Raw genomic sequence first — 20,940 nt, 5'->3', positions numbered from 1 at the left:
CGACCGCTCGTGACGGGCCGCCGCTGGGCGGCCCTTTGTGATTTTGCTCATGCCACTGACAGTGTGTAGGGTATGAAGCCCTCACGCCGCCGCGCGAGTGGGTACGGCACTTGCGCCTGCGCTGGCACATCGGCCCGCAGAGGAGAGTTACCGTGCGCACACCTGCCAGTATTGCCAAACACCCGATTCCAGGATGGCGGGGCGGGAAGATGGTGCATGTGCATGGCGTCAGCGTGGTGGCGCCTCCCGACCCGGTGCGCTGAAAAGGGCCGCACGGCCTGGCAGGCGTGTAAATTTTGCAGGGCGCGCAATCTCCCCGGTACGATATGCGGCGATGCAGGCGTTGCGGCGCGCTGGCGCTCGCCGCCGCGGCATTTGGCACGACCTGCGCGGCACAGGATCTCGATGAGGTAGAACGACCGCTTTGGGAAGTCGGGCTCGGCCTCGGCGGCATCACCGTGCCGCACTACCGTGGCTCGGACCAACGCGCCAGCCTGCTGTTTCCCGTGCCCTATTTCATCTACCGTGGCGAGCACCTGCGCGCCGACCGCAATGGCGTGCGCGGCAAGCTGTTCGACAGCGACCGCGTCGAACTCAACGTCAGCCTGGGACTTTCGCTGCCGGTGGAAAGCGGCGACGACGAAGCGCGCCGCGGCATGCCCGACCTGAAGACAGCGGTGGAAATCGGCCCCTCGCTGAACCTGACGCTATGGCATTCCGACTCGGACCGCACCCGCCTCGACCTGCGGCTGCCGGTGCGGCTGGCCCTGACAGTGGAATCCTCGCCCCGCGCGATCGGCTGGATCTTCTCGCCAAACCTGCATCTCGACATCGCCGACCTGGGCGGCTTCGCGGGCTGGAACCTGGGCGTCACGGCCGGGCCGCTGTTCGCCACCGCACGCTACAACCAGTACTTCTATGCCGTCGAGGCGCAGTTCGCGACCGCTACGCGGCCGGCCTACGCGGCCCATGGCGGCTACGCCGGCAGCATGGCGATGGCGACGCTGTCGCGCCGCTTCCGCCATGTCTGGCTGGGTGCCTTCATGCGCTATGACCGGCTGGACGGCGCCACCTTCGAGGACAGCCCGCTGGTCCGGCGCAAGGACGCGTTCGCGGCCGGCGTGGCACTGACCTGGATCTTCGGCGAATCAGCGACGCGGGTTCCCAGCCGGGAATAGCGGGTAAAAGCACGGCGGGTAAAAGCGCGCGCGCACGACGATCATTCCTCGCTGGTCCACTCGACATGGACGCCGAGGCTGCGCAGGTTCTCGACAAAGCGCGGATGCGCGCGCCGGATCGGCGTGGCGTTGCGGATTTCCGAGCGGCCTTCGATGCTGGCCGCGACCATGAACAGCGCGATCGCGACGCGGATGATGTACGGGCTTTCCACCACCGCCGGCGTCAGCGGATTGCCGCCGAAGGTGATCAGCCGGTGCGGGTCCGACTGGAACACATGCGCGCCGAACTTCGACAGCTCGCCGGTCCAGCCGAGCGCGCCGTCGTAGATCTTGTTCCAGAACATCGCATTGCCCTGCGCACGCACGCCCAGCGCGATAAAGATCGGCAGCAGGTCGACCGGGAAATACGGCCACGGCGCGGCCTCGACCTTGGTCAGCACATTGCTGGTAAAAGGCGTCTGCACCTTCAGCGGTCCCTGCAGCAGCGCGCGCGACCAGCCGTCCTCGTGCACTACCTGCACGCCGAACTTGGCGAAGGTGCGGTCGATCAGCGGGAAGTTGCCCGGCGTGCTGTTGCGCACCACCACGTCGCCGCCGGTGATCGCGCCCAGCGCGAGGAAAGTGGTGATCTCGTGGAAATCTTCCTCGAAGGTGAACTCGCCCCCGCGCAGCCGGCCGCCGCCGCGCACGGTCAGCCGCGAGGTGCCGATGCCGTCGATGTCGGCGCCAATCATCTGCATGAAGCGGCAGAACTCCTGCACGTGCGGCTCGGACGCGGCATTGGTCAGCGTCGATTCGCCTTCGGCAGCGGCCGCGCACAGCACGAAGTTCTCGGTGGTGGTCACCGAGGCATAGTCGAGCCAGTGGTGCGTGGGCTTCAGCGGCTCGCCGCTGCGCACCAGCAGCGAGCCGCTGGCGCGCTCCACCGCGCCGCCGAACGAGCGGAAGATGTCGACGTGCGGGTCGATCTCGCGCACGCCCAGCGTGCAGCCCTTGACGTTGTCTTCCAGCCGCGCCACGCCGAAGCGGGCCAGCAGCGGCGGCACCAGCATGATAGACGAGCGCATTTCTTCCGGGAGCCGGTGCGTGGCTGCGTCGAAAGTGGTGTCGCGGTGGTGCAGGTCGAGCGTACCGGTGGCTTCATCGAGACGGACATCGCTGCCCAGCATGCGGAAAATATCGAGGATCTTGCGGACATCGGTGATGTCCGGCACGCCGTGCAGGCGCAGCGGCTGGTCGGTCAGCAGCGTGGCGCAAAGCACCGGCAGCACTGCATTCTTGTTGGCCGAAGGGATGATGCGGCCGCGCAGGGGCGTGCCACCGTGGACGATGAGATTGGACATGGGCGATGCGGTCGGGTGGCGGGAAAGGCAGATCCGGCAGATCCGGTAAAACAAGCGTCCGGCATTGTACTGCCCCAGCGCACCACACCGGCTCGTGCAGAGAAGCGCCGCTGATTCCGCAGGCTATGAAGTGACCGGTACGCCCGTCACCGCGTGACGCGGCCTGCGCCTGCCGGCGCCGGTCAGCGCCGGAACCACAGCAGCGACAGCCCGGATGCCAGCACCAGCAGCAGCACCGCTGCCGCCGACAACAGCGCACTCAGCTCGGTTTCCCGGCGCTCCAGCGCGAAACGGGCGCTGAGCTGGCGATAGACCCTGGTCAGGTCGGCGGCCGATCCTGCCTGGAAGTACTCGCCGCCAGTCAGCGTCGCCACCGCGCGCAGCGCCGGTTCGTCGAGCTGCATGAAGTACGCCAGGCTCGACTCCGGCACGCCGCCGCCCTGGGGCGAGCCGAAGCCCACGGTATAGACGCGCACGCCGCGCTCGGCCGCCATGCGCGCGGCATCGATCGGGTCCGGCCCGGTGGTGCGGCGGCCGTCGCTGAGCAGGATCACCGCGCCATGCCGGTATGCGCCGGGCTGCATCGGCTGGCGTTCCTGCCCGCGCTTGCGCGCGGCCTCCGCGGCGGCGGCCTCGTCGAGCGACGGCGGGCGGCCGAACGGGGTTGCGCTGTCGCTGAAGAGTATCGCCTCCAGGTCGATGCCGTCATCGGGAAACAGCACCGCCAGCGCCTGGATCAGCCCGCTGCCGGTGGCGGTGCCGCGTTGCAGCTGGACCCGATCGAGCGCGTCGAGCATATCCTGGCGATTGCTGGTCGGCGGCAGCACCACGGTCGCGGTGGCGGCAAAGGACACGATGCCGAGCCGCACGCTGGCCGGAAGTCCCACGACCAGGTCACGCGCGGCCTGCTGCGCCGCGGCGATGCGCGTGGGCGGCACATCGGTGGCCTCCATGCTGCGCGAGATGTCCATGGCCAGCACCAGCGTGATCGTGTCGGACGGCAGGGTGACGGTCGCGGTGGGCCGCGCGCACGCCAGCAGCGCCGCGCCCAGCGCGACCAGGAACAGCATTGGGGGGATGTGACGCCGCAGCCGTTGGCGCCGGCCCAGCGCGGCGCGGGGCAGCGCAAGGCTGGCATACAGCAGGGCGGATTTCTTGCGCCGCGCGAGCAGGTACAGGTAGGCAGCTGCCAGCACCGGGAGCGCCAGCAGCAACCAGAGCATCTGCGGCCAGAGAAACTGCATGCCCTGCTCCTTGGCGCGTGGTTAAGAGGATGGTACTGTATTTTTTAAGGCGGGACGGGACCTCGGGGGCAGCGATGAAACGGGTGACGATCTACGGGCTGGCCTCGGCGGCGGTGGTCGTGGTCATCGCGGCGGGCGCGGCCATCGCCTGGTGGTCGCAGCCGCCACCCCGCGTGCTCAAGCAGGCAGATATCGACGCCGCGGTGCTGCACACGCTGCGGACCAAAAGCCTGCCGTCGCGCACCGCCAGGGCAGCAGAGGCGGTGCGCGAATCGGTGGTCGAGATCCGCAGCTATACGCCGGCGGAGGATCCCGTGGAAGCGGCCTCCGTGCCGAAGGCGAAGCGTGATCCCCCTGCCACACGCCGCAAGTCGTCACCAGCCTCGCAACCTGCGCCACAGGACGAGCTGGCCAAACGCGAACCGCCCGACGGCAAGGACCCGGCCGGCGGCAAGCGCGAAGCGCGCCACATCGGCTCGGGCGTGGTCGTGACCGAAACCGGCATGGTGCTGACCAGCTACCACGTCGTCGCCGATGCCAAGCGGCTGGAGGTCAGGTTCCACGACGGCCACATGGCCGAAGCCACCGTGGTGCAGGCCATCCCCGAGAAAGACCTCGCCGTGCTCCGGCCCAAATCCATTCCCGACGACCTGCCGGCGGCGACACTCGGCTCCAGCCGTGATCTGGCGCCCGGCAGCGAAGTCGTGGCGGTCGGCTTCCCGTTCGGCATCGGCCCGTCGGTGTCGGCCGGCGTGGTCTCCGGGCTCGACCGCCATTTCGTCTCGCCCGACCGCAAGCAGAGCCTGGACAAGCTCATCCAGTTCGACGCGGCCGCCAACCCGGGCAACTCGGGCGGGCCGCTGGTGAACATGGACGGGGAAGTAGTCGGCATCGTCACTGCCATCCTCAACCCTAACCAGAGCGGCACTTTCCTCGGGATCGGCTTTGCCGTCACCATCGAGAGCGCCGGCGTTGCCATCGGATCTTCTCCTTTCTGAAACGTGGGGGCCTATGAACGACCAAGCCAGGGACGCTGCCGACAGCGCAGACTTGATGGAACGCCTGCTGTACGAGGTGAAGCGCGTGGTCGTGGGCCAAGACCACTTTCTCGAACGTGTGCTGGTGGCGATGCTTGCCGGCGGGCACCTGCTGGTCGAAGGGGTGCCGGGGCTGGCCAAGACGCTGACGGTCAACACGCTGGCGCGGACCATGAGCGGCACGTTCAAGCGCATCCAGTTCACGCCCGACCTGCTGCCCGCCGACCTGATCGGCACGCGCATGTATAACCAGGGCACCGGCGAGTTCTCCACCGTGCGCGGCCCGGTGTTCGCCAACCTGCTGCTGGCTGACGAGATCAACCGCGCGCCGGCCAAGGTGCAGAGCGCGCTGCTCGAGGTCATGCAGGAGAAGCAGGTCACCATCGCCGGCGAGACCCACCGCGTGCCGTCGCCCTTCCTGGTGATGGCCACGCAGAACCCGATCGAGACCGAGGGCACCTATCCGCTGCCCGAGGCGCAGGTCGACCGCTTCATGATGAAGGTGCTGGTGGGCTACCCGAGCGAGGAAGAAGAGGTCGTGATCGTCAACCGCGTCACCGGCCCGCGCATCAACGTGGGCGCGGTCGCCACGCCCGAGCACCTGGCCGAGCTGCAGGAGGCGTGCCGCAGGGTCTATGTCGATCCCGCGCTGATCCAGTACGCGGTGCGCGTGGTGGCGGCCACGCGCAAGCCCGGCAGCTACGGCGTGGAGGACATGGACCGCTATATTGCCTTCGGCGCCAGCCCGCGCGCCACCATCGGCCTGATCGAGGGTGCGCGCGCACTGGCCTTCCTGCGCGGCCGGCACTATGCGCTGCCGGAAGACGTTGCCGACCTGGTGCCCGACGTCCTGCGCCACCGCCTGGCGCTGTCTTACGAGGCCATGTCCGATGGCGTCACGGCCGACCATCTGGTCGGCCGCATCCTGCAGGCGCAGCCGGTCCCCGAGCGGCCGCTGGAATCCCATGTTCGGGCGGCTGAGCGCTAGGCGCCGCCGGGAGGCGGAGGCCGCGGCGCAGGTCTCCGCTGCCGCCAACGCGGCAGTGGCCGCGGTCGGGTCCAAGCAGACCGAGGCGCTGCTGCGACGGCTCGAATGGACCGTGGTGCGCCGCCTCGACGGGCTGCTGCAGGGCGACTACCGCACGCTGTTCCGCGGCTTCGGGCTGGACCTGGCCGACCTGCGCGAATACCGCCCCGGCGACGACGTGCGCCATATCGACTGGAACGTGACCGCGCGGCTGCAGACCCCGCACGTGCGCGAGTTCCAGGAAGACCGCGACGTCTCGGCGTGGTTCGTGCTGGACCTGAGCGGATCGGTCGAGTTCGGCTCGGGCGCGGTGCGCAAGCGCGACCTGCTCACCGACTTCACCACGGTGATGGCGCTGCTGCTGACGCGCTACGGCAACCGCGTCGGCGCCGTGCTCTATGGCGGCGCCACCGAAAAGGCCGCGACCGTGATCCCCGCGCGCTCGGGCCGGCGCCAGCTGCTGCACGTGCTCGACCGCATGCATGCCACGCCGGCGGCCTGCCCTGGCGAGACCCGACTGCGCGACCTGCTGGAGCAGGCACGCCTGGTTGCCAGGCGGCGCTCGGTGGTGTTCGTCGTGTCCGACTTCATCAGCGCGACCGGCTGGCAGGCGTCGCTCGGCATGCTGGCGCGGCGCCATGAAGTGGTGGCGGTGCGGCTGGTCGATCCGCTCGAACTGGCCCTGCCCGACCTGGGCCTGGTGGTGCTGCAGGATGCCGAGACCGCCGAGCAGATCTTCGTCGACACGCATGACCCGGCCTTCCGCAAGCGCTTCGCCGCCGCGGCCGAGGCGCGCGAGGCCGAGCTGCACAATGCCTTCGCGCGGGCCGGCGTGCAGTGCCTGACGCTGTCGACCTACGCCCGGCTGGACCTGGCGCTGCTGAGTTTCACGCGCCAGCGGCGCCACCGGCAAGGAACCGCCAGGGGTGCGGCATGACCGAAGCGATAACCCGCCTGCCCGTCTTCAGCTTCCTATGGCCGAGCATGCTGTGGGGGCTCGCCACCGTGCTGGTGCTGGCGGGCGGCTACCTGTGGCTGGATGCGCGCCGCCGGCGCGCGACCGTGCACTACCCCGCGCTGAAGTCTGTCGGCGTGCCCGTCCGCGGCGGCGCGGGCTGGCGCCGCCATGTGGCACCAGCCCTGACGCTGCTGGCGCTGACCGCGCTGATCGTCGCCATCGCCCGGCCCCAGGCCCTGCTGACGCTGCCCTCGCGCATCAAGACCGTGATCCTGGTCATCGACCTGTCCGGAAGCATGCGCGCGAAGGACATCAAGCCCACCCGCATCCGCGCGGCGCAGCAGGCCGCCCGGGTCTTGCTGGAAGACCAGCCCGCGAGCGTCAGCGTCGGCGTGGTGGCGATGGCCGGCACCGCGGCCGTGGCGCAGGCCCCAAGCCGCAGCAAGGACGACGTGGCTGCCGCCATCGAGCGCCTGAAGCCGCAGGGCGGCACGGCGCTGGGCAATGGCCTGCTGATCGCGCTGACTGAGCTGCTGCCGCAGGCCACCAACGAGGCCGAACGCCTGATGAACGACGACAGCCCGCAGCCGAAGAAGCCGGCGGTCCCGGGCAGCGCCTCCTCGTCCCCCGACAGCGACACGGAGCCGGTCTCGCCCGGCTCGTACGGCGCGGGCGCGATCGTGGTGTTCTCCGACGGCGAGAGCAACGCCGGCCCGGGCGCGCTGCAGGCCGCGGAGCTGGCCGCCAACTACGGCGTGCGCGTCTATACCGTGGGCGTCGGCACCCCCGAGGGCGTGGTGCTGTCGGTCGACGGCATGTCGTCCCGCGTCAGGCTGGACGAGAAGGTCCTGAAGCAGGTCGCCAACGCAACCGGCGCCGAGTACTTCCGGCTGGAAGACACGGCCCAGCTGAAGAAGGTGTACAGCGCGCTCAACGCCAAGCTGGCCTTCGACAAGCGCGACCAGGTGGAGGTCACCGCGTTCTTCACCGCGCTGGGCGCGCTGCTGGCGGCGATGGCGGGGCTGCTGTCGCTGTGGTGGTTTGGCCGGGTGATGTAGTGCCGCGGCTTAGGCCAGGCGTTGCGCGCCGGGCGCTGTGTCAGGCGCTGAATCAGGAGCCTCCGGCGCCAGCGCCCGGCATGCCGCCGCGCGCGCCGCGTCGAATTCCTGCCGCGTGCGCGCCACCAGTTCTGCCACCGACTCCACCTGCGCGACACCCGACACCGAGTGCCCCGCGCTCCAGATATCGCGCCAGCGTTTGATGCGGCGCCCCGGGCCGAGGCATGCGCGGAGCGCATGCCCTGTTGCCGGCATCAGGGCAAACCCTGATATCCGATGCCTTGCCCTTGCCGGCGGCGCGGCACAAGGCTTTGCGCCCCGCTGCCCGCCAGCCTTGGCCCGGCGCGGCTTTGCCGTGATCCCCCGCCCGCTTCGCCCGCCCCGCCATGCGCTGCGCGCATGCCTCCATGCGCAGATATCGTTTTTTTTATCATCGGGCCGACACCTATCATCGGCTTGCCTACCGATGCGCCCCGGCATCCCCGTAGCCCCTAGCCCCCGATCTGTCGCCTGGAGTGGAGTGACATGCAAGCCAGCACAACCCTTGACCGCGTGAGCGCGCCGATCGGCGCCAGCCAGCGGCGCCGCGCCATCGTTGCCACCGTGATCGGCAACGGTCTCGAGTGGTTCGATTTCACCGTCTACAGCTTCTTCGCGGTCATCATCGCCCGGCTGTTCTTCCCCACCGGCGACGAACTGTCGTCGCTGCTGCTGGCCGTCGCCACCTTCGGCGTCGGCTTCTTCATGCGGCCGGTGGGCGGCATCATCATCGGCATCTATGCCGACCGCGTCGGCCGCAAGGCGGCGCTGTCGCTGACCATCCTGCTGATGGCGGTGGGCACCACACTGATCGGCATCGCGCCGACCTACGATCAGGTGGGCCCATTCGCGCCGATGCTGATCGTGCTCGCGCGCCTGCTGCAGGGCTTCTCCGCCGGCGGCGAGATGGGCGGCGCCACCGCCTTCCTGACCGAGTACGCACCCGAGCGCGAGCGTGCCTACTATTCCAGCTGGATCCAGGCCAGCATCGGCGTGGCCGTGCTGCTGGGCGCGGCGGTCGGCACCTTCGTCACCTCGTCGCTGCCGCCCGAGGCGCTGAACAGCTGGGGCTGGCGCCTGCCCTTCCTGATCGGCATGCTGATCGGCCCGGTGGGCTACTACATCCGCCATCACCTCGATGAGACGCCCACGTTCCAGCAGACCAAGGACAAGACCGATTCGCCGCTGAAGGAAGTGCTGCGCGACTACCCGCGCCAGACCGCCGCCAGCTTCTCGATGGTGATCCTGTGGACGGTGTGCACCTACGTGCTGCTGTTCTACATGCCGACCTACGCCGTCAAGGTGCTGAAGGTGCCGCAGTCGTCGGGCTTCGTCGCCGGCATGGTCGGCGGCATGGCGATCCTGGTGTTCGCGCCGCTGGTGGGCCGCCTGGCCGACCGCTTCGGCCGCCGCATCCTGCTGTCGGGCTCGGCCGCGCTGATCTTCGTGCTGGCCTGGCCGATGTACGTGTACATCAACCAGGTCCCGGGCCTGTTCTCGCTGCTGGTGTTCCAGCTAGTCTTCGGCGTGCTGATCGCCGGCTACACCGGCCCGATCCTGGCGGCCTTCTCCGAACTGTTCCCGGCCAAGGTGCTGTCGACCGGCCTGTCGGTCGCCTATAACCTGGCGGTCACCATCTTCGGCGGCTTTGCCTCCTTCATCATCACCTGGCTGATCGCCACCACGGGCAGCACCATGGCGCCCGCGTTCTACGTGATGATCGCCGCCGCCATCAGCTTCGCCGGCACGCTGCTGGTGCGCGAACCGGCCTATCTCCGCAAGCAATGACCATGAACCAGATCCTGCTGAAGGGCGGCAACGTCCTGGATCCCGCCCGCGGCACCGCGCTGCCGCGCGCCGATGTGCTGATCGAAGGCGAGCGCATCGTCGAAGTCTCCGCGCAAGGCATCGTGGCGCCGCATGCGCGGCAGATCGATGTCGCCGGCAAGACCGTGATGCCCGGCCTGATCGACTGCCACGTGCACGTGCTGGCGTCGCTGGCCAACCTGGGCCTGAACGCGGTGCAGCCCAACGTGCTGGTGGCCTTCCGCGCCATGCCGGTCATGAAGGCGATGCTGGAGCGTGGCTTCACCACCGTGCGCGACGCCGGCGGCGCCGACTGGGGCCTGTCGCAGGCGGTCGCCACCGGGCTGATCCCCGGGCCGCGTATCTTCCCGTCCGGCAAGGCGCTGTCGCAGACCGGCGGGCATGGCGATTTCCGCCCGCGCGCCGACGTGCTCGAGCCCTGCTCGTGCGCCTTCCGTGCCGGCGCCATCGCGCGCGTCGCCGACGGTGTCGACGCGGTGCGCCTGGCCGTACGCGAAGAGATCCAGAAGGGCGCCACGCAGATCAAGATCATGGCGTCGGGCGGCGTGGCTTCGCCGACCGACCCGATCGGCAACACCCAGTACAGCGAGGACGAGATCCGCGCGATCGTGGCCGAGGCCGAAGCCGCGCAGACCTACGTGATGGCGCACGCCTACACCGGCCGCGCCGTCACGCGGGCGATCCGCTGCGGCGTGCGCACCATCGAGCATGGCAACCTGGTCGATGCCGCGGCGGCGCGCGTGATGCGCGAGCACGGCGCCTTCGTGGTGCCGACGCTGGTCACCTACGACGCGCTGGCCCGCGACGGCGCGCGCCTGGGCCTGCCGCCGGAGTCGGTCGCCAAGATCGAGACCGTGCGCGAGGCCGGCCGCAACTCGCTGGCGATCTACGCCGAGGCTGGCGTGCCGATGGCCTTCGGCTCCGACCTGCTGGGCGAGATGCACCACTACCAGTCCGACGAGTTCCGCATCCGCGCCGAGCTGCTCGGCGCGCTCGAGACCATCCGCTCGGCCACCTCGATCGCCGCCGCGGTGCTGCAGCGCGAGGACGAGCTGGGCACGGTCAGGGCCGGCGCGCTGGCCGACCTGCTGGTGGTCGACGGCGACCCGCTGCAGGACATCGGCCTGCTGTGCGGCCAGGGCGAGCATATCTCGCTGGTCATGCAGGCCGGGCGCATCCACGCGCGGCAGGGGTGAGCCTTCCGGCTTTCCCTTAAGATGGGCGGCTGGTTCCCCGACCTCCGGCCGCCCCCATGCGCATCTCCCCGCTTCCTCCCCTTCCCTGCCTGGTCGCCTTCGAGGCGGCCATGCGGCACGGCAACTTCACCCGCGCGGCCGCGGAACTGCACCTGACCCAGAGCGCGATCAGCCGGCAGGTGGCGCAGCTGGAACGCTTCCTCGGCAAGAAACTGTTCGAGCGCGGGCCGCGCGCGCTGAGCCTGACCGTCAGCGGCCAGCAATACGCCGAGCAGATCCAGCGCCTGCTGGTCGACTGCGCCGAAGCCACCGAAAGCGTGATGCGGCGCAAGGGCAGCACCGAGCTGACGGTGGCGGCGTCGTCGGGCGTGTCCACGCTGTGGGTTGCGCCGCGGCTGGCGCAGTTCCGCGCCGAGCATCCGGACGTGCAGGTGCGGTTGTTCGTCAGCGACGGGCTGGCGTCGCTGGTCGACACCAGTTTCGACGTGGCGCTGTACTACCTGCGCGAAGGCCCGCCGCAAGGGCTGGCCGCGCAGCGGCTCTACGACGAGGAAGTGATACCGGTATGCGCGCCCGGCTACCTGCGCGGCCGGCGGCTGGCCGTGGCCGACCTGCCGGCCGAGACGCTGCTGGTGCTGGAAGACGCGCAGCGCCAGTGGATGTCGTGGCCGGCGTGGCTGGCGCAGAACGGGCTGGGCAAGGCGCGCGTGCAGAATACGGTGGTGTCGAACGCCTACCCGATCCTGGTGCAGCTGGCGATCGAAGGCCACGGCATCGTGCTGGGCTGGCGCCACATGATCGACGGCTGCCTGAAGGACGGCCGGCTGGTACGCGCGTGCGAGGCCACCGCCACGCTCGGCGGCGGCTACTACGCGCTATGGCACCGCGACCGGGTGGAGACCTCGGTCGCGCGCACCTTCCGGCAATGGCTGGTGCAGCAGAGCGGCAGGCCGGCCTAGGCGTTCGCCGCGTTCGCCGCGTTCTCCATGTGCTCCACGTGCTCCGGCCACGGCTGGTCCACCAGGAAGCGCTCGCATAGCAGCGCCCAATACGCCGCGCCAACCGGTATATTGCCGTCGTTGAAGTCGTAGCCGGGGTTGTGCACCATGCAGCCCCCCTCGGCCCCCTCGCCGTTGCCGATCCACAGGTAGCAGCCGGGCACCTCATCCAGCATGAAGGCGAAGTCCTCGCTCGCCGCGATCGGCGGCGCCTGGCAGTCGACGTGGCCGGGCCCCAGCAGCTCCAGCGCAACCTGGCCGGCAAGCGCCGTTTCCGCCGGCGTGTTGACCAGCACCGGGTAGCCGCGCGCGTAGTCGATCCGCGCCGTCACGCCATAGCTTTGCGCCTGCGCGGAGACCAGTGCGCGGATGCGCTGCTCGAGCTGGTCGCGCACGCGGCGGTCCAGCGCGCGCACGCTCAGGCGGAGCACGGCCTGCGCGGGAATGATGTTGGAGACGGTGCCGGCCTGGAACGCGCCCACCGTGACCACCGCCGTTTGCAGCGGGTCGACATTGCGCGCCACGATGGTCTGCAACGCCATCACGATCGAAGCGCCGGCCACGACCGGATCGGCCGCGTTGTGCGGGAACGCCGCATGGCCGCCGATGCCGGCGAGCGTGATGGTCACGCTGTCGGCCGAGGCCTGCGCGGCGCCCTGGCGCAGCAGCAACCGGCCCGGCGCCGTGCCGGGGACATTGTGCATGGCGAAGACGGCATCGCACGGGTACTTGTCGAACAACCCCGCTTCCATCATCCGCTTTGCCCCGCCCAGCCCTTCCTCCGCCGGCTGGAAGATCAGGTTCAGCGTGCCGCTGAAACTGCCGTGCCGCGCCAGATGTCTGGCGGCGCAGAGCAGCATGGCGGTATGCCCGTCGTGTCCGCAGGCGTGCATCACGCCGGGATGGCAGCTGGCATAGGGCAGCCCGGTGGCTTCGGCCAGCGGCAGCGCGTCCATGTCGGCGCGGATGCCGAGACTGCGCCTGCCGCTGCCCCGCCGCAGCCGGCCAACGACGCCGGTAGTGCCGAGCCCGCGTTCCACCTCGTAGCCCCATTCGGCGAGCAGGCTGGCCACGATGTCGCTGGTGCGGTGTTCCTCGAAGCCGAGTTCCGGATGGCGATGGATATCGCGGCGGATGGCGACGAAGGCTTCCGCACTGTCTTGCAGCGTTTCCAGGAGGGGATGCATGGCGTCCTTCATTGCGGCTGCAGGCCGATGGCACGCGCGATGCCGCGGTACTGGTCGATGCTCTGCTGGTACGCCTTCTGGCTTTCCGCCAGCGATGCCGGACGGGATGCGGGCAGGTTCGCGGCATCCAGGCTGGCACGCACCGCCGGGTCGGCCAGCGTCTGCGCCAGCGCCTTGTGCAGCGCCTGCACGACCGGCTCGGCGGTGTCCTTCTTCACGAAGACACCGGCCCAGGTCGAGTAGTTGAAGCCGCGCAGCGCCTTGCTTTCATTGACGCTCGGCACGGACCTGACCGCGTCGAGCCGCGTCGGCGACAGCACCGCCAGCATCCTGACCTGGCCGGTGCGCATGCGCTCGATGTCGGGCTTGCCGAACGGCGAGATAAAGATATCGACGATGCCGCCCACCAGGTCCTGGATCACGGGCGCGCCACCCTTGTAAGGCACGTGCGTCATCGGCGCGCCGATGGTCTGCGACAGGTGCGCCCCGAGCAGGTGGTAGAGCGACCCGATGCCGACGCTGGCATACGTCAGCGGCTTGCCCGCCCGTGCTGCCTGCGCGGCATGGGCCGCGAGCTCATCGACATCCTTCACCGGCAGGTCCTTGCGCGCCAGGATGGCCAGGTCGACCGCGCCGACCATGTGGACCAGCCGGAAGTCCTCGCTCTTGTACTTGATGGCCGCGTTCGCCAGCGGCGTCGTGATCAGTTCGCCGGGGCCGGCCTGCAGCAACAGGTGCCCGTCGGCCGGCGCATGCAGGACCTTCTGCGCGGCGATCGCGCCGCCGGCGCCGCCCAGGTTCTCGACGATGACCGGCTGGCCGAACTGCCGCCCCAGCGGCGCATTGAGGTTGCGGGCGACCACGTCCGACAGCCCTCCCGCCGGGAACGGCACCAGCAGCGTGACGGGCCGGTCGGGGTAGGCGTGGGCCGGCGCCAGGCCCACGCACAGCAGGCCGGCCACCGCGCCGCGCAGCAGCCGGCGGGCAATGTTCTGGAATCGGATTCGGGTCATGGCAGTCTCCTCGGCGCCTTGCGTCGCTTCGTGTGGGTGTTGTGCGACGGATCGTATCGGCCAGCCCGCTATGTGTCCAATGCATTACTCGTCTAAAATTTATTCATAAAACTCATCCACAAGGCATCGATGCACCTCAAACACCTGCGGCACCTGCTCATGGTCGCGGACGTGGAATCGTTCAGCCGCGCCGCGCAACGGCTGCACCTGACCCAGTCGGCGCTGAGCCGCAGCATCCAGGCGCTGGAGGACGAGCTTGGCGGCAAGCTCATCGACCGCCATGGCCGGCGCAATGTGCTGACCCCGCTGGGCGAACTGATCGCCGAGCGGGCCCGGCGCATGCTGTTCGAGGAAGCCGAGCTGCATCGCAGCGTCGAACTGTTCCACCGCCATCACCTCGGCGCCATCCGCGTCGGGCTGGGCGCTGGCCCCGGCGCGGTGCTGATGACGCCGTTCCTGCGCCACATGGCCATGCACCACCCCGGCATACAGGTGGCGGTGTCGCTCGGCACTTCCGACGCGCTGATGATCCAGCTGCGCCAGCGCACGCTGGACGCGGTCATCGTGGAGGTCACCAGCGTGGCGCCGGCCACCGACCTGCGCCACGAATTGCTGGCGCAGCTGCAGGGCCGCTTCATCTGCCGCGCGGGCCATCCGCTGCTGCTGCAGGCCGCCGCCGGCGAGGCCGTGACCTTCGACGATGTCATGCGCTATCCGCTGGCGTCGGCACCGCTGAGCCCGGAAGTCGCGCGCGGGCTGGTCAAGCGCTTCGGCCCGCGCGCCGATCCCGAGCATTGCCTGAGCCTGCGCTGCGAGAACGTGCGCAGCCTGGTCGAGGCCGTGCTGGTCTCGGACGCGATCCTGTTCAGCATCGTCGCGGCCGTGCGGACGGAAATCGCCGAGGGGAAGCTGTGCGAACTGGCGACCACGCCCGCGGTCGACGACGGCCCCCGCTACGCTTTCTTCACGCTGGCGGGCCGGACCGAGGCGCCGAGCATGGCGCTGTTCCGGCGTTTCGTGGACGAGCACCTGCACGACTGACCCCGGCACGCCGCCGGTGGCTTACCGCTGCCAAGTCAGGGCGCCAGCAACGCGGCGCGGCCGGCCGCCAGCACCTCGCGGCTCAGGCCGTCGAGCAGGCCGGACGCGGCGCGCGCGTATTGCCAGTGCAACGGCACGTCCAGCGGCGTGCCCGGCACCAGCTCGACCAGCGAGCCGTCGCCGAGATGCTGCGCGATCAGCGACTGCGGATGCAGCCCCCAGCCCATGCCGGCCAGCGCCGCAGTCACGAAGGCCTGCGAGGAAGGCAGCATGTGCCTGGGCAGATCAACATGCCGATGGCACAGCCGCCGCGCCCAGCGCACCTGCAGTTCATCCTTGGTGTTGAACAGCAGGCTGGGGGCCTTCGCCAGCGTGCCGGCTCCCACGCCGCCGGCAAAATGCTGCCGCACGAAGGCCGGGCTGGCGGCCGCCAGGTAGCGCATGGCCCCCAGCGGCTGGCTGTTGCAGCCTGCCGCCGGGCGCGCCGTCGCGGTCACGGCGGCCAGCACGGTGCCGCTGCGCAGCCACTCGGTGGTGTGATCCTGGTCGTCCACGGCGACTTCCATCAGTACGGGGCTGGCCGCGGCGAAGGCCGCAATGGCCGACGCGGCCCAGGTCGCAAGGCTGTCGGCATTCACCGCGATCGGCAGCGCGACGCGTGCGATGCCCTCCGGCGCCAGCGCCGGCAGCGCGCCCTGCAGATCCTGCTCGAGCAGCCGCACGCGGTCGACGTGCTGGCACAGCCTGCGGCCCGTCTCCGTCGCGCGGCAAGGCTGGTCGCGCACCACCAGCGCGCAACCCAGCCGCTCCTCCAGCAGCCGGACGCGCTGGGAAATGGCCGACGGCGTGACATGAAGCGCGCGCGCGGCACGCTCGAAGCTGCCTTCGCGTATCACGGCGGCCAGTGCGGAGAGGGCCGAATAGTCCAGCATCGCCTTAAGTTTTCCTAAACCAGATAAAGGAAAGATAGTTTGTCTTCATCTGCGCGGCCAGGCAAGCTGCCCCCATGATGACGCCGCTCGCCACTTCCTCCCTCTCCTTGTCTGTCTGGCTCCAGGGTATGGCCCTCAGCCTGGGCCTGATCGTCGCGATCGGCGCCCAGAACGCCTTCGTGCTGCGCCAGGGCCTGCGCCGCGAGCATGTCGGCAGCGTGGTGCTGTTCTGCGCCGTCGCGGATGCCCTGCTGATCGCAGCGGGGGTCATGGGCATGGCCCGGGCGCTGGGCGAGAACCCCGGCCTGGCGCGCGCGCTGGCGCTGGCCGGCGCCGCGTTCCTGGCGCTATACGGATGGCGAGCCCTGCAGCGCGCGCGCCAGTCGCACCAGCTGCGGGCGGGGGCAGGACAGGAGGGCCTCAGCCGCGGCGCCGCGCTGGCGCAGGCGGCTGCGTTCACGCTGCTCAATCCCCATGTCTATCTCGACACGGTGCTGCTGGTCGGCAGCATCGGCGCGCAGCAGCCGGCGGCGCTGCGCGGCTGGTTCGTGGCGGGCGCGAGTTCGGCCAGCCTGTTCTGGTTCGGGCTGCTGGGATTCGGGGCGCGCTGGCTGGCGCCGTGGTTCGCCCGGCCGTTGGCCTGGCGCGTGCTGGACGGGTTGATCGGCGTGACGATGTTCGTGCTGTCGGCACTGTTGCTGCATCACGCCGTTGCTGGAGTCTGAAGGTCATTCCCGCGGCAGCGGAAATGACCATGGGGGATGCGAAAGACGGCCGTCAGGCGATCCAGTCGCGGATCGATTGCGCCATCACGCCCGCCGAGATGCCATAGCGGTCGTGCAGCGTGGGCAGTGCGCCGGCATCGAGGAATGCGTCGGGCAACCCGACCTGCCGGAACGGCACCATGGTGCCCGCCTGCATCAGCGTGGCCGCGACCGCCTCGCCCAGGCCGCCGATCACCGTGTGGTTCTCGGCCACCACCACCAGGCGCCCTTGCCGCTTCGCTTCGCGCACGATGGTTTCGGTATCGAGCGGCTTGATGGTCGGCACGTGCAGCACCGCCACGCCGATGCGGTCCTTCTCCAGCGCCTTGGCCACCTCCAGCGCTCGCATGGTCATGATGCCCGACGAGATCACCAGCACCTCGGCGCCATCGCGCAGCAGCTTTGCCTTGCCGAGCTCGAACTTGTAGTCGTACTCGTCCAGCACCACCGGCACGTTGCCGCGCAGCAGGCGCGCGTACACCGGGCCGTTGTGCGCGGCAATGGCCGGCACCATCTGCTCGATGTCGATCGCGTCGCACGGGTCGATCACGGTCATGTTGGGCATGGCGCGCATCAGCGCCAGGTCCTCGGCGGCCTGGTGGCTGGGGCCGTAGCCGGTGGTCAGCCCGGGCAGCGCACAGACGATCTTCACGTCGAGGTTGTCCTCGGCGATGGTCTGGTGCATGAAGTCGTAGGCGCGGCGCGTGGCGAATACCGCGTAGGTGGTGACGAAGGGCTGTGCCCCTTCATGCGCGAAGCCGGCGGCGGCACCCATCAGCAACTGTTCGGCCATGCCCATCTGGTAGTAGCGCTCGGGGAACGCCTGCGCAAAGATATGCAGGTCGGTGTACTTGCCCAGGTCGGCGGTCATGCCGATCACGTCCTGCTTCTGGCGCCCCAGTTCCACCAGCGCGTGGCCGAATGGCGCGGATCGGGTGGCCTGTCCTTCGCCGGCGATGGAGGCGATCATGGCCGAGGTCTTCAGCTTAGGCTTGGTGTTGGTGTTGGTGCTGGCGGTGGCGATGGTATTGCTCATGCTTGTCTCCCGGCTTCCAGGGCCTGCAGTGCGAGTTGCCATTCGTGGGCATCCACGCGGATAAAGTGGTTCTTCTCGCGCTGCTCGAGGAACGGCACGCCGCACCCCATGCGCGTATCGCAGATGATCATGCGCGGCTGCGCGCCGCTATGTTCGCGCGCCGCACGGAAGGCGGCAGCCACGGCGTCGATGTCGTTGCCGTCGACGCGCTGCGTGAACCAGCCGAATGCTTCCAGCTTCGGCACCAGCGGCTCGAACGCCATGACCTGCGTGGACGGGCCGTCGGCCTGCTGGTTGTTGACGTCGACGATCGCGATCAGGTTATCCAGCTTCCAGTGCGCGGCGGACAGGATGCCCTCCCAGATCGCGCCCTCGTCCAGCTCGCCGTCGGAGAACAGCGTGTAGATGAAGTTGCCGGAGCCCTTGCGCCTGAGGCCGAGGCAGCGGCCCACGGCGATGGTCAGGCCCTGCCCCAGCGAGCCGCCGGACATTTCCATGCCGGGCGTGTAGCTGGCCATGCCTGACATCGGCAGGCGGCTGTCGTCGCTGCCATAGGTCTCCAGCTCTTCGGCGGGCAGGATGCCGGCCTCAAGCAGCGCCGCGTACAGCGCGATGGCGTAGTGGCCGTTGGACAGCAGGAAGCGGTCGCGCCCTTCCCATTCGGGATCTTCGGGGCGGTAGCGCATGGCGTCGAAGTAGGCCACGGCGAGCACGTCGGCGATATCGAGCGCCTGGCCGATATAGCCCTGGCCCTGGACTTCGCCCATCAGCAAGGCGTTGCGGCGGATGCGGTAGGCGCGTTCCCGCAAGGACACTGCCTTGTCGGTGGTTGCTTGTTGCATGGTGTCTCCAGCAATCGGTTCGATCAGAGTTTCAGAAATTCGGCAAAGAGGGGGTGTCAGCGGTTCACGGACCTGGCGGGGACCAGGAGCACCAGCATCGCGCCGAAGACAACCGTGCCCGAGATGAACATCAGGCCGGCGGTGGACTTCCCGGTCAGGTCGTTCAGCCAGCCCACGATGGCGGGCGAGAAGAAGCCAGCCAGGTTGGCCACGCAGTTGACCGCGGCGATGCCCGCTGCGGCCGACATGCCGCCCAGCAGCGCGGTAGGCAACGCCCAGAACTGCGACGACGAGGCCAGGATGCCGGCGGCGGCGATGCACAGGCATACCAGCGATGCACTGACACTGCCCAGCAGCGGCAAGGTGGCAAACCCGGTGGCGGCGACCACCATCGGCACGATCAGGTGGAAGCGGCGCTCGCGGCGGCGGTCGGCGCTCATGCCCACCAGCGGCAGCGCCACGATCGCGCACAGATACGGCAGCGCGGTGTAGATGCCCACCCACAGCGGATCGGCGACGCCGGCCTTGCGGATGATGGTCGGCAGCCAGAAGGTCAGCCCGTACTGGCCCAGCACCACGCAGAAGTAGATCGCTGCCATCAGCCACAGGCGGCGGTCCGCCATGAACGAGCGGATCGACATGTGTTCCATCTTGTGCACGTTGTCGCCCTCGATATTGCGCTTGAGCAGGGCCTTCTCGGCGTCAGTCAGCCAGTGCGCGTGGTCGATGCCGTTGTCGAGGTAGAACAGGATGGCCACGCCCAGGCACAGCGAAGGCAGCGCTTCGATCAGGAACAGCCACTTCCAGCCGGCCAGGTCGCCCACGCCGTGGAAGGCATGCATGATCCAGCCCGACAGCGGCCCGCCCACGATGCCGGCCAGCGGGATCGCCATGAAGAACATCGACAATGCCTTGGCACGCCGCTCGGAGGGGAACCAGTACGTCATGTACAGGATCACGCCCGGCGCGAAGCCGGCCTCCGCCACGCCCAGCAGAAAGCGCAGCACGTAGAACTGGGTTGGCGTGGTGACAAAGGCGAAGCACGCCGAGATCACCGCCCAGGTCAGCATGATGCGCGCCAGCCAGCGCTTGGCGCCGACCCGGTGCAGGATCACGTTGCTCGGCACTTCGAAGAGGAAGTAGCCGAGGAAGAAGATGCCGGCGCCGAGGCCGTAGATGGTTTCGCTGAACTGCAGGTCGCTCAGCATCTGCAGCTTGGCAAAGCCGACATTGACCCGGTCCAGGTAGGCGCCCAGATAGCAGAGCATCAGGAACGGGATCAGCCGCTTCACCACCTTGGCGTAGGTGCGGGTCTCGAAGGTGGCGGAATCGGCGTGCAGCGTCGCTTCGCCGCCGATGGGCGAAGCCGCGTATTTGGTCTTCATCGGTTGTCTCCTGCCTGGTGGCGCCGCGCTGCGGTGCCCCGGCTGTTGAAGGCTGCGCCTCTGTCGGGCGGCTTCACTTGAATTTAGTGGATCAGCATGCCGCCGTTGACGTCCAGCGTGATGCCGGTCAGGTAGGCGGACATGTCGCTCGCCAGGAACACGCAGGCGTTGGCCACGTCGGCCGCGTTGCCCAGCCGGCCCAGCGGGATGCCCTTGATGATGTCGGCGCGCATCTCGGGAGTGAGCTTGTCGCCGGTGATGTCGGTCTGGATCAGGCCCGGCGTGATCGAATTGACGCGGATGCTGTCGGGCCCGAACTCGCGCGCCATGGCGCGCGCCAGGCCCAGCACGCCGGCCTTGGCGGCGCTGTAGTGCGGCCCGCCGAAGATGCCGCCGCCACGCTGCGCCGACACTGACGACATGCACACGATGCTGCCGCGCTTCTGCTCGCGCATCTGCGGCAGCACCGCCTGCGACATGTACAGCGTGCCGCGCAGGTTCACGTCAAGCACGGCGTCGTAGTCGGTCGCCTGGATATCGAGCGTGCGCACCGGCTGGGTGATGCCGGCGTTATTGACGAGCGCGTCGATGCGACCGTAGCGCTGCAGCACGGTCTGCGCCGCGCGTTCGCAGGCGGCCTTGTCGGTCACGTCGCAGGCCAGGCCCATGTGGCGGTCACCCAGCTCACCGGCGGCAGCCTGCGCGTCTTCGAGGCGCAGGTCCAGGATCACCACGGTGGCACCCTGCGCGGCGAAGGCCCTGCCGGTGGCCCTGCCGATGCCGCGCGGCGAGGCGGCGCCGGTGATGATGACTACGTTGTTCTCGACCAGCATCT

At 69.2% G+C, this 20,940-nt stretch carries 20 protein-coding genes; 10 read left to right on the top strand and 10 right to left on the bottom strand.

Annotated elements, in window-relative coordinates; translation table 11 throughout:
• Positions 1 to 326: 326 nt before the first annotated feature.
• Complete coding sequence (locus E0W60_RS09430) at positions 327 to 1,178, top strand: MipA/OmpV family protein (protein ID WP_135703753.1); 852 nt, start codon at positions 327 to 329, stop codon at positions 1,176 to 1,178.
• Positions 1,179 to 1,219: 41 nt separating this feature from the next.
• Here the strand turns inward: E0W60_RS09430 and E0W60_RS09425 are convergent, their stop codons facing one another.
• Both E0W60_RS09425 and E0W60_RS09420 read right to left on the bottom strand, forming a co-directional pair.
• Complete coding sequence (locus E0W60_RS09425) at positions 1,220 to 2,521, bottom strand: UDP-N-acetylglucosamine 1-carboxyvinyltransferase (RefSeq protein WP_133095273.1); 1,302 nt, start codon at positions 2,519 to 2,521, stop codon at positions 1,220 to 1,222.
• Between the two features lie 182 nt (positions 2,522 to 2,703).
• On the bottom strand, positions 2,704 to 3,765 hold the full coding sequence (locus E0W60_RS09420; RefSeq protein WP_133095274.1) for a VWA domain-containing protein: 1,062 nt from the start codon (positions 3,763 to 3,765) through the stop codon (positions 2,704 to 2,706).
• Between the two features lie 74 nt (positions 3,766 to 3,839).
• Between E0W60_RS09420 and E0W60_RS09415 the strand changes: the two genes are divergently transcribed.
• Genes E0W60_RS09415 through E0W60_RS09400 form a run of 4 tightly spaced genes read left to right on the top strand, consistent with a single transcriptional unit; the run spans position 3,840 to position 7,845 of the window.
• Positions 3,840 to 4,763, top strand: coding sequence for a S1C family serine protease (locus E0W60_RS09415; protein WP_133095275.1), 924 nt, complete (start codon positions 3,840 to 3,842; stop codon positions 4,761 to 4,763).
• Positions 4,764 to 4,776: 13 nt separating this feature from the next.
• Complete coding sequence (locus tag E0W60_RS09410; RefSeq protein ID WP_133095276.1) at positions 4,777 to 5,790, top strand: AAA family ATPase; 1,014 nt, start codon at positions 4,777 to 4,779, stop codon at positions 5,788 to 5,790.
• Entirely contained in the window at positions 5,768 to 6,766 is a 999-nt protein-coding gene (locus tag E0W60_RS09405) for a DUF58 domain-containing protein (RefSeq protein ID WP_133095277.1), read from the top strand. Before E0W60_RS09410 ends, E0W60_RS09405 begins: the two co-directional genes overlap by 23 nt.
• On the top strand, positions 6,763 to 7,845 hold the full coding sequence (locus E0W60_RS09400; protein ID WP_135703752.1) for a vWA domain-containing protein: 1,083 nt from the start codon (positions 6,763 to 6,765) through the stop codon (positions 7,843 to 7,845). Before E0W60_RS09405 ends, E0W60_RS09400 begins: the two co-directional genes overlap by 4 nt.
• A gap of 9 nt (positions 7,846 to 7,854) precedes the next feature.
• On the opposite strand, the gene E0W60_RS37325 is transcribed toward E0W60_RS09400, so the two are convergent.
• On the bottom strand, positions 7,855 to 8,100 hold the full coding sequence (locus tag E0W60_RS37325; protein ID WP_205751606.1) for a hypothetical protein: 246 nt from the start codon (positions 8,098 to 8,100) through the stop codon (positions 7,855 to 7,857).
• A 270-nt stretch (positions 8,101 to 8,370) separates the two neighbouring features.
• Here E0W60_RS37325 and E0W60_RS09390 point away from each other — a divergent pair, with 270 nt between their 5' ends.
• From E0W60_RS09390 to E0W60_RS09380, 3 genes are read left to right on the top strand one after another with little or no spacing between them, the layout of a single operon-like run.
• Positions 8,371 to 9,672, top strand: coding sequence for an MFS transporter (locus tag E0W60_RS09390; RefSeq protein ID WP_135703751.1), 1,302 nt, complete (start codon positions 8,371 to 8,373; stop codon positions 9,670 to 9,672).
• A gap of 2 nt (positions 9,673 to 9,674) precedes the next feature.
• Positions 9,675 to 10,907, top strand: a complete 1,233-nt coding sequence (locus tag E0W60_RS09385; RefSeq protein ID WP_135703750.1) for a metal-dependent hydrolase family protein — start codon at positions 9,675 to 9,677, stop codon at positions 10,905 to 10,907.
• Positions 10,908 to 10,963: 56 nt separating this feature from the next.
• Positions 10,964 to 11,866, top strand: a complete 903-nt coding sequence (locus tag E0W60_RS09380) for a LysR substrate-binding domain-containing protein (protein ID WP_133095281.1) — start codon at positions 10,964 to 10,966, stop codon at positions 11,864 to 11,866.
• Here E0W60_RS09380 and E0W60_RS09375 read toward each other — a convergent pair.
• Positions 11,863 to 13,092, bottom strand: a complete 1,230-nt coding sequence (locus E0W60_RS09375; protein ID WP_135703749.1) for a M20 aminoacylase family protein — start codon at positions 13,090 to 13,092, stop codon at positions 11,863 to 11,865. The genes E0W60_RS09380 and E0W60_RS09375 overlap by 4 nt on opposite strands.
• Positions 13,093 to 13,100: 8 nt before the next feature.
• Entirely contained in the window at positions 13,101 to 14,105 is a 1,005-nt protein-coding gene (locus E0W60_RS09370; RefSeq protein WP_135703748.1) for a Bug family tripartite tricarboxylate transporter substrate binding protein, read from the bottom strand.
• Positions 14,106 to 14,234: 129 nt separating this feature from the next.
• Here E0W60_RS09370 and E0W60_RS09365 point away from each other — a divergent pair, with 129 nt between their 5' ends.
• Entirely contained in the window at positions 14,235 to 15,146 is a 912-nt protein-coding gene (locus tag E0W60_RS09365) for a LysR family transcriptional regulator (protein ID WP_133095284.1), read from the top strand.
• A gap of 35 nt (positions 15,147 to 15,181) precedes the next feature.
• On the opposite strand, the gene E0W60_RS09360 is transcribed toward E0W60_RS09365, so the two are convergent.
• Positions 15,182 to 16,078, bottom strand: a complete 897-nt coding sequence (locus E0W60_RS09360) for a LysR family transcriptional regulator ArgP (RefSeq protein WP_135703747.1) — start codon at positions 16,076 to 16,078, stop codon at positions 15,182 to 15,184.
• A gap of 74 nt (positions 16,079 to 16,152) precedes the next feature.
• On the opposite strand from E0W60_RS09360, the gene E0W60_RS09355 reads away from it, so the two are divergent.
• Positions 16,153 to 16,803 carry a LysE/ArgO family amino acid transporter gene (locus E0W60_RS09355; RefSeq protein ID WP_135703746.1) on the top strand — a complete coding sequence of 217 codons (651 nt, stop codon included), beginning with the start codon at positions 16,153 to 16,155 and terminating at the stop codon, positions 16,801 to 16,803.
• 52 nt (positions 16,804 to 16,855) lie between these two features.
• Here E0W60_RS09355 and E0W60_RS09350 read toward each other — a convergent pair whose 3' ends face one another.
• From E0W60_RS09350 to E0W60_RS09335, 4 genes are all read right to left on the bottom strand, one after another.
• Positions 16,856 to 17,878, bottom strand: coding sequence for a transketolase family protein (locus E0W60_RS09350; protein WP_135703745.1), 1,023 nt, complete (start codon positions 17,876 to 17,878; stop codon positions 16,856 to 16,858).
• The gene (locus E0W60_RS09345; protein WP_135703744.1) at positions 17,875 to 18,720 is read right to left on the bottom strand and encodes a transketolase; all 846 of its coding nucleotides are present in this window, start codon (positions 18,718 to 18,720) and stop codon (positions 17,875 to 17,877) included. Before E0W60_RS09345 ends, E0W60_RS09350 begins: the two co-directional genes overlap by 4 nt.
• Before the next feature lie 56 nt (positions 18,721 to 18,776).
• Positions 18,777 to 20,105: an MFS transporter gene (locus E0W60_RS09340; protein ID WP_135703743.1), complete on the bottom strand. Its 1,329-nt coding sequence runs from the start codon at positions 20,103 to 20,105 to the stop codon at positions 18,777 to 18,779.
• An 83-nt stretch (positions 20,106 to 20,188) separates the two neighbouring features.
• On the bottom strand, positions 20,189 to 20,938 hold the full coding sequence (locus E0W60_RS09335; protein WP_135703742.1) for an SDR family NAD(P)-dependent oxidoreductase: 750 nt from the start codon (positions 20,936 to 20,938) through the stop codon (positions 20,189 to 20,191).
• Between the last annotated feature and the right edge of the window lie 2 nt (positions 20,939 to 20,940).

Source organism: Cupriavidus oxalaticus, assembly GCF_004768545.1.
Classification (GTDB): Bacteria; Pseudomonadota; Gammaproteobacteria; order Burkholderiales; family Burkholderiaceae; genus Cupriavidus; species Cupriavidus oxalaticus_A.
The sequence above is the reverse complement of the archived record's forward strand: the minus strand, read 5'-3'. Positions and strand labels throughout refer to the sequence as shown.

Bases quoted from the DNA above. Each gene is read 5' to 3' on its own strand.
- E0W60_RS09430 (WP_135703753.1), top strand. From the start codon at position 327: ATGCGGCGATGCAGGCGTTGCGGCGCGCTGGCGCTCGCCGCCGCGGCA.
- E0W60_RS09425 (WP_133095273.1), bottom strand. From the start codon at position 2,521: ATGTCCAATCTCATCGTCCACGGTGGCACGCCCCTGCGCGGCCGCATC.
- E0W60_RS09420 (WP_133095274.1), bottom strand. From the start codon at position 3,765: ATGCAGTTTCTCTGGCCGCAGATGCTCTGGTTGCTGCTGGCGCTCCCG.
- E0W60_RS09415 (WP_133095275.1), top strand. From the start codon at position 3,840: ATGAAACGGGTGACGATCTACGGGCTGGCCTCGGCGGCGGTGGTCGTG.
- E0W60_RS09410 (WP_133095276.1), top strand. From the start codon at position 4,777: ATGAACGACCAAGCCAGGGACGCTGCCGACAGCGCAGACTTGATGGAA.
- E0W60_RS09405 (WP_133095277.1), top strand. From the start codon at position 5,768: ATGTTCGGGCGGCTGAGCGCTAGGCGCCGCCGGGAGGCGGAGGCCGCG.
- E0W60_RS09400 (WP_135703752.1), top strand. From the start codon at position 6,763: ATGACCGAAGCGATAACCCGCCTGCCCGTCTTCAGCTTCCTATGGCCG.
- E0W60_RS37325 (WP_205751606.1), bottom strand. From the start codon at position 8,100: ATGCCGGCAACAGGGCATGCGCTCCGCGCATGCCTCGGCCCGGGGCGC.
- E0W60_RS09390 (WP_135703751.1), top strand. From the start codon at position 8,371: ATGCAAGCCAGCACAACCCTTGACCGCGTGAGCGCGCCGATCGGCGCC.
- E0W60_RS09385 (WP_135703750.1), top strand. From the start codon at position 9,675: ATGAACCAGATCCTGCTGAAGGGCGGCAACGTCCTGGATCCCGCCCGC.
- E0W60_RS09380 (WP_133095281.1), top strand. From the start codon at position 10,964: ATGCGCATCTCCCCGCTTCCTCCCCTTCCCTGCCTGGTCGCCTTCGAG.
- E0W60_RS09375 (WP_135703749.1), bottom strand. From the start codon at position 13,092: ATGCATCCCCTCCTGGAAACGCTGCAAGACAGTGCGGAAGCCTTCGTC.
- E0W60_RS09370 (WP_135703748.1), bottom strand. From the start codon at position 14,105: ATGACCCGAATCCGATTCCAGAACATTGCCCGCCGGCTGCTGCGCGGC.
- E0W60_RS09365 (WP_133095284.1), top strand. From the start codon at position 14,235: ATGCACCTCAAACACCTGCGGCACCTGCTCATGGTCGCGGACGTGGAA.
- E0W60_RS09360 (WP_135703747.1), bottom strand. From the start codon at position 16,078: ATGCTGGACTATTCGGCCCTCTCCGCACTGGCCGCCGTGATACGCGAA.
- E0W60_RS09355 (WP_135703746.1), top strand. From the start codon at position 16,153: ATGATGACGCCGCTCGCCACTTCCTCCCTCTCCTTGTCTGTCTGGCTC.
- E0W60_RS09350 (WP_135703745.1), bottom strand. From the start codon at position 17,878: ATGAGCAATACCATCGCCACCGCCAGCACCAACACCAACACCAAGCCT.
- E0W60_RS09345 (WP_135703744.1), bottom strand. From the start codon at position 18,720: ATGCAACAAGCAACCACCGACAAGGCAGTGTCCTTGCGGGAACGCGCC.
- E0W60_RS09340 (WP_135703743.1), bottom strand. From the start codon at position 20,105: ATGAAGACCAAATACGCGGCTTCGCCCATCGGCGGCGAAGCGACGCTG.
- E0W60_RS09335 (WP_135703742.1), bottom strand. From the start codon at position 20,938: ATGCTGGTCGAGAACAACGTAGTCATCATCACCGGCGCCGCCTCGCCG.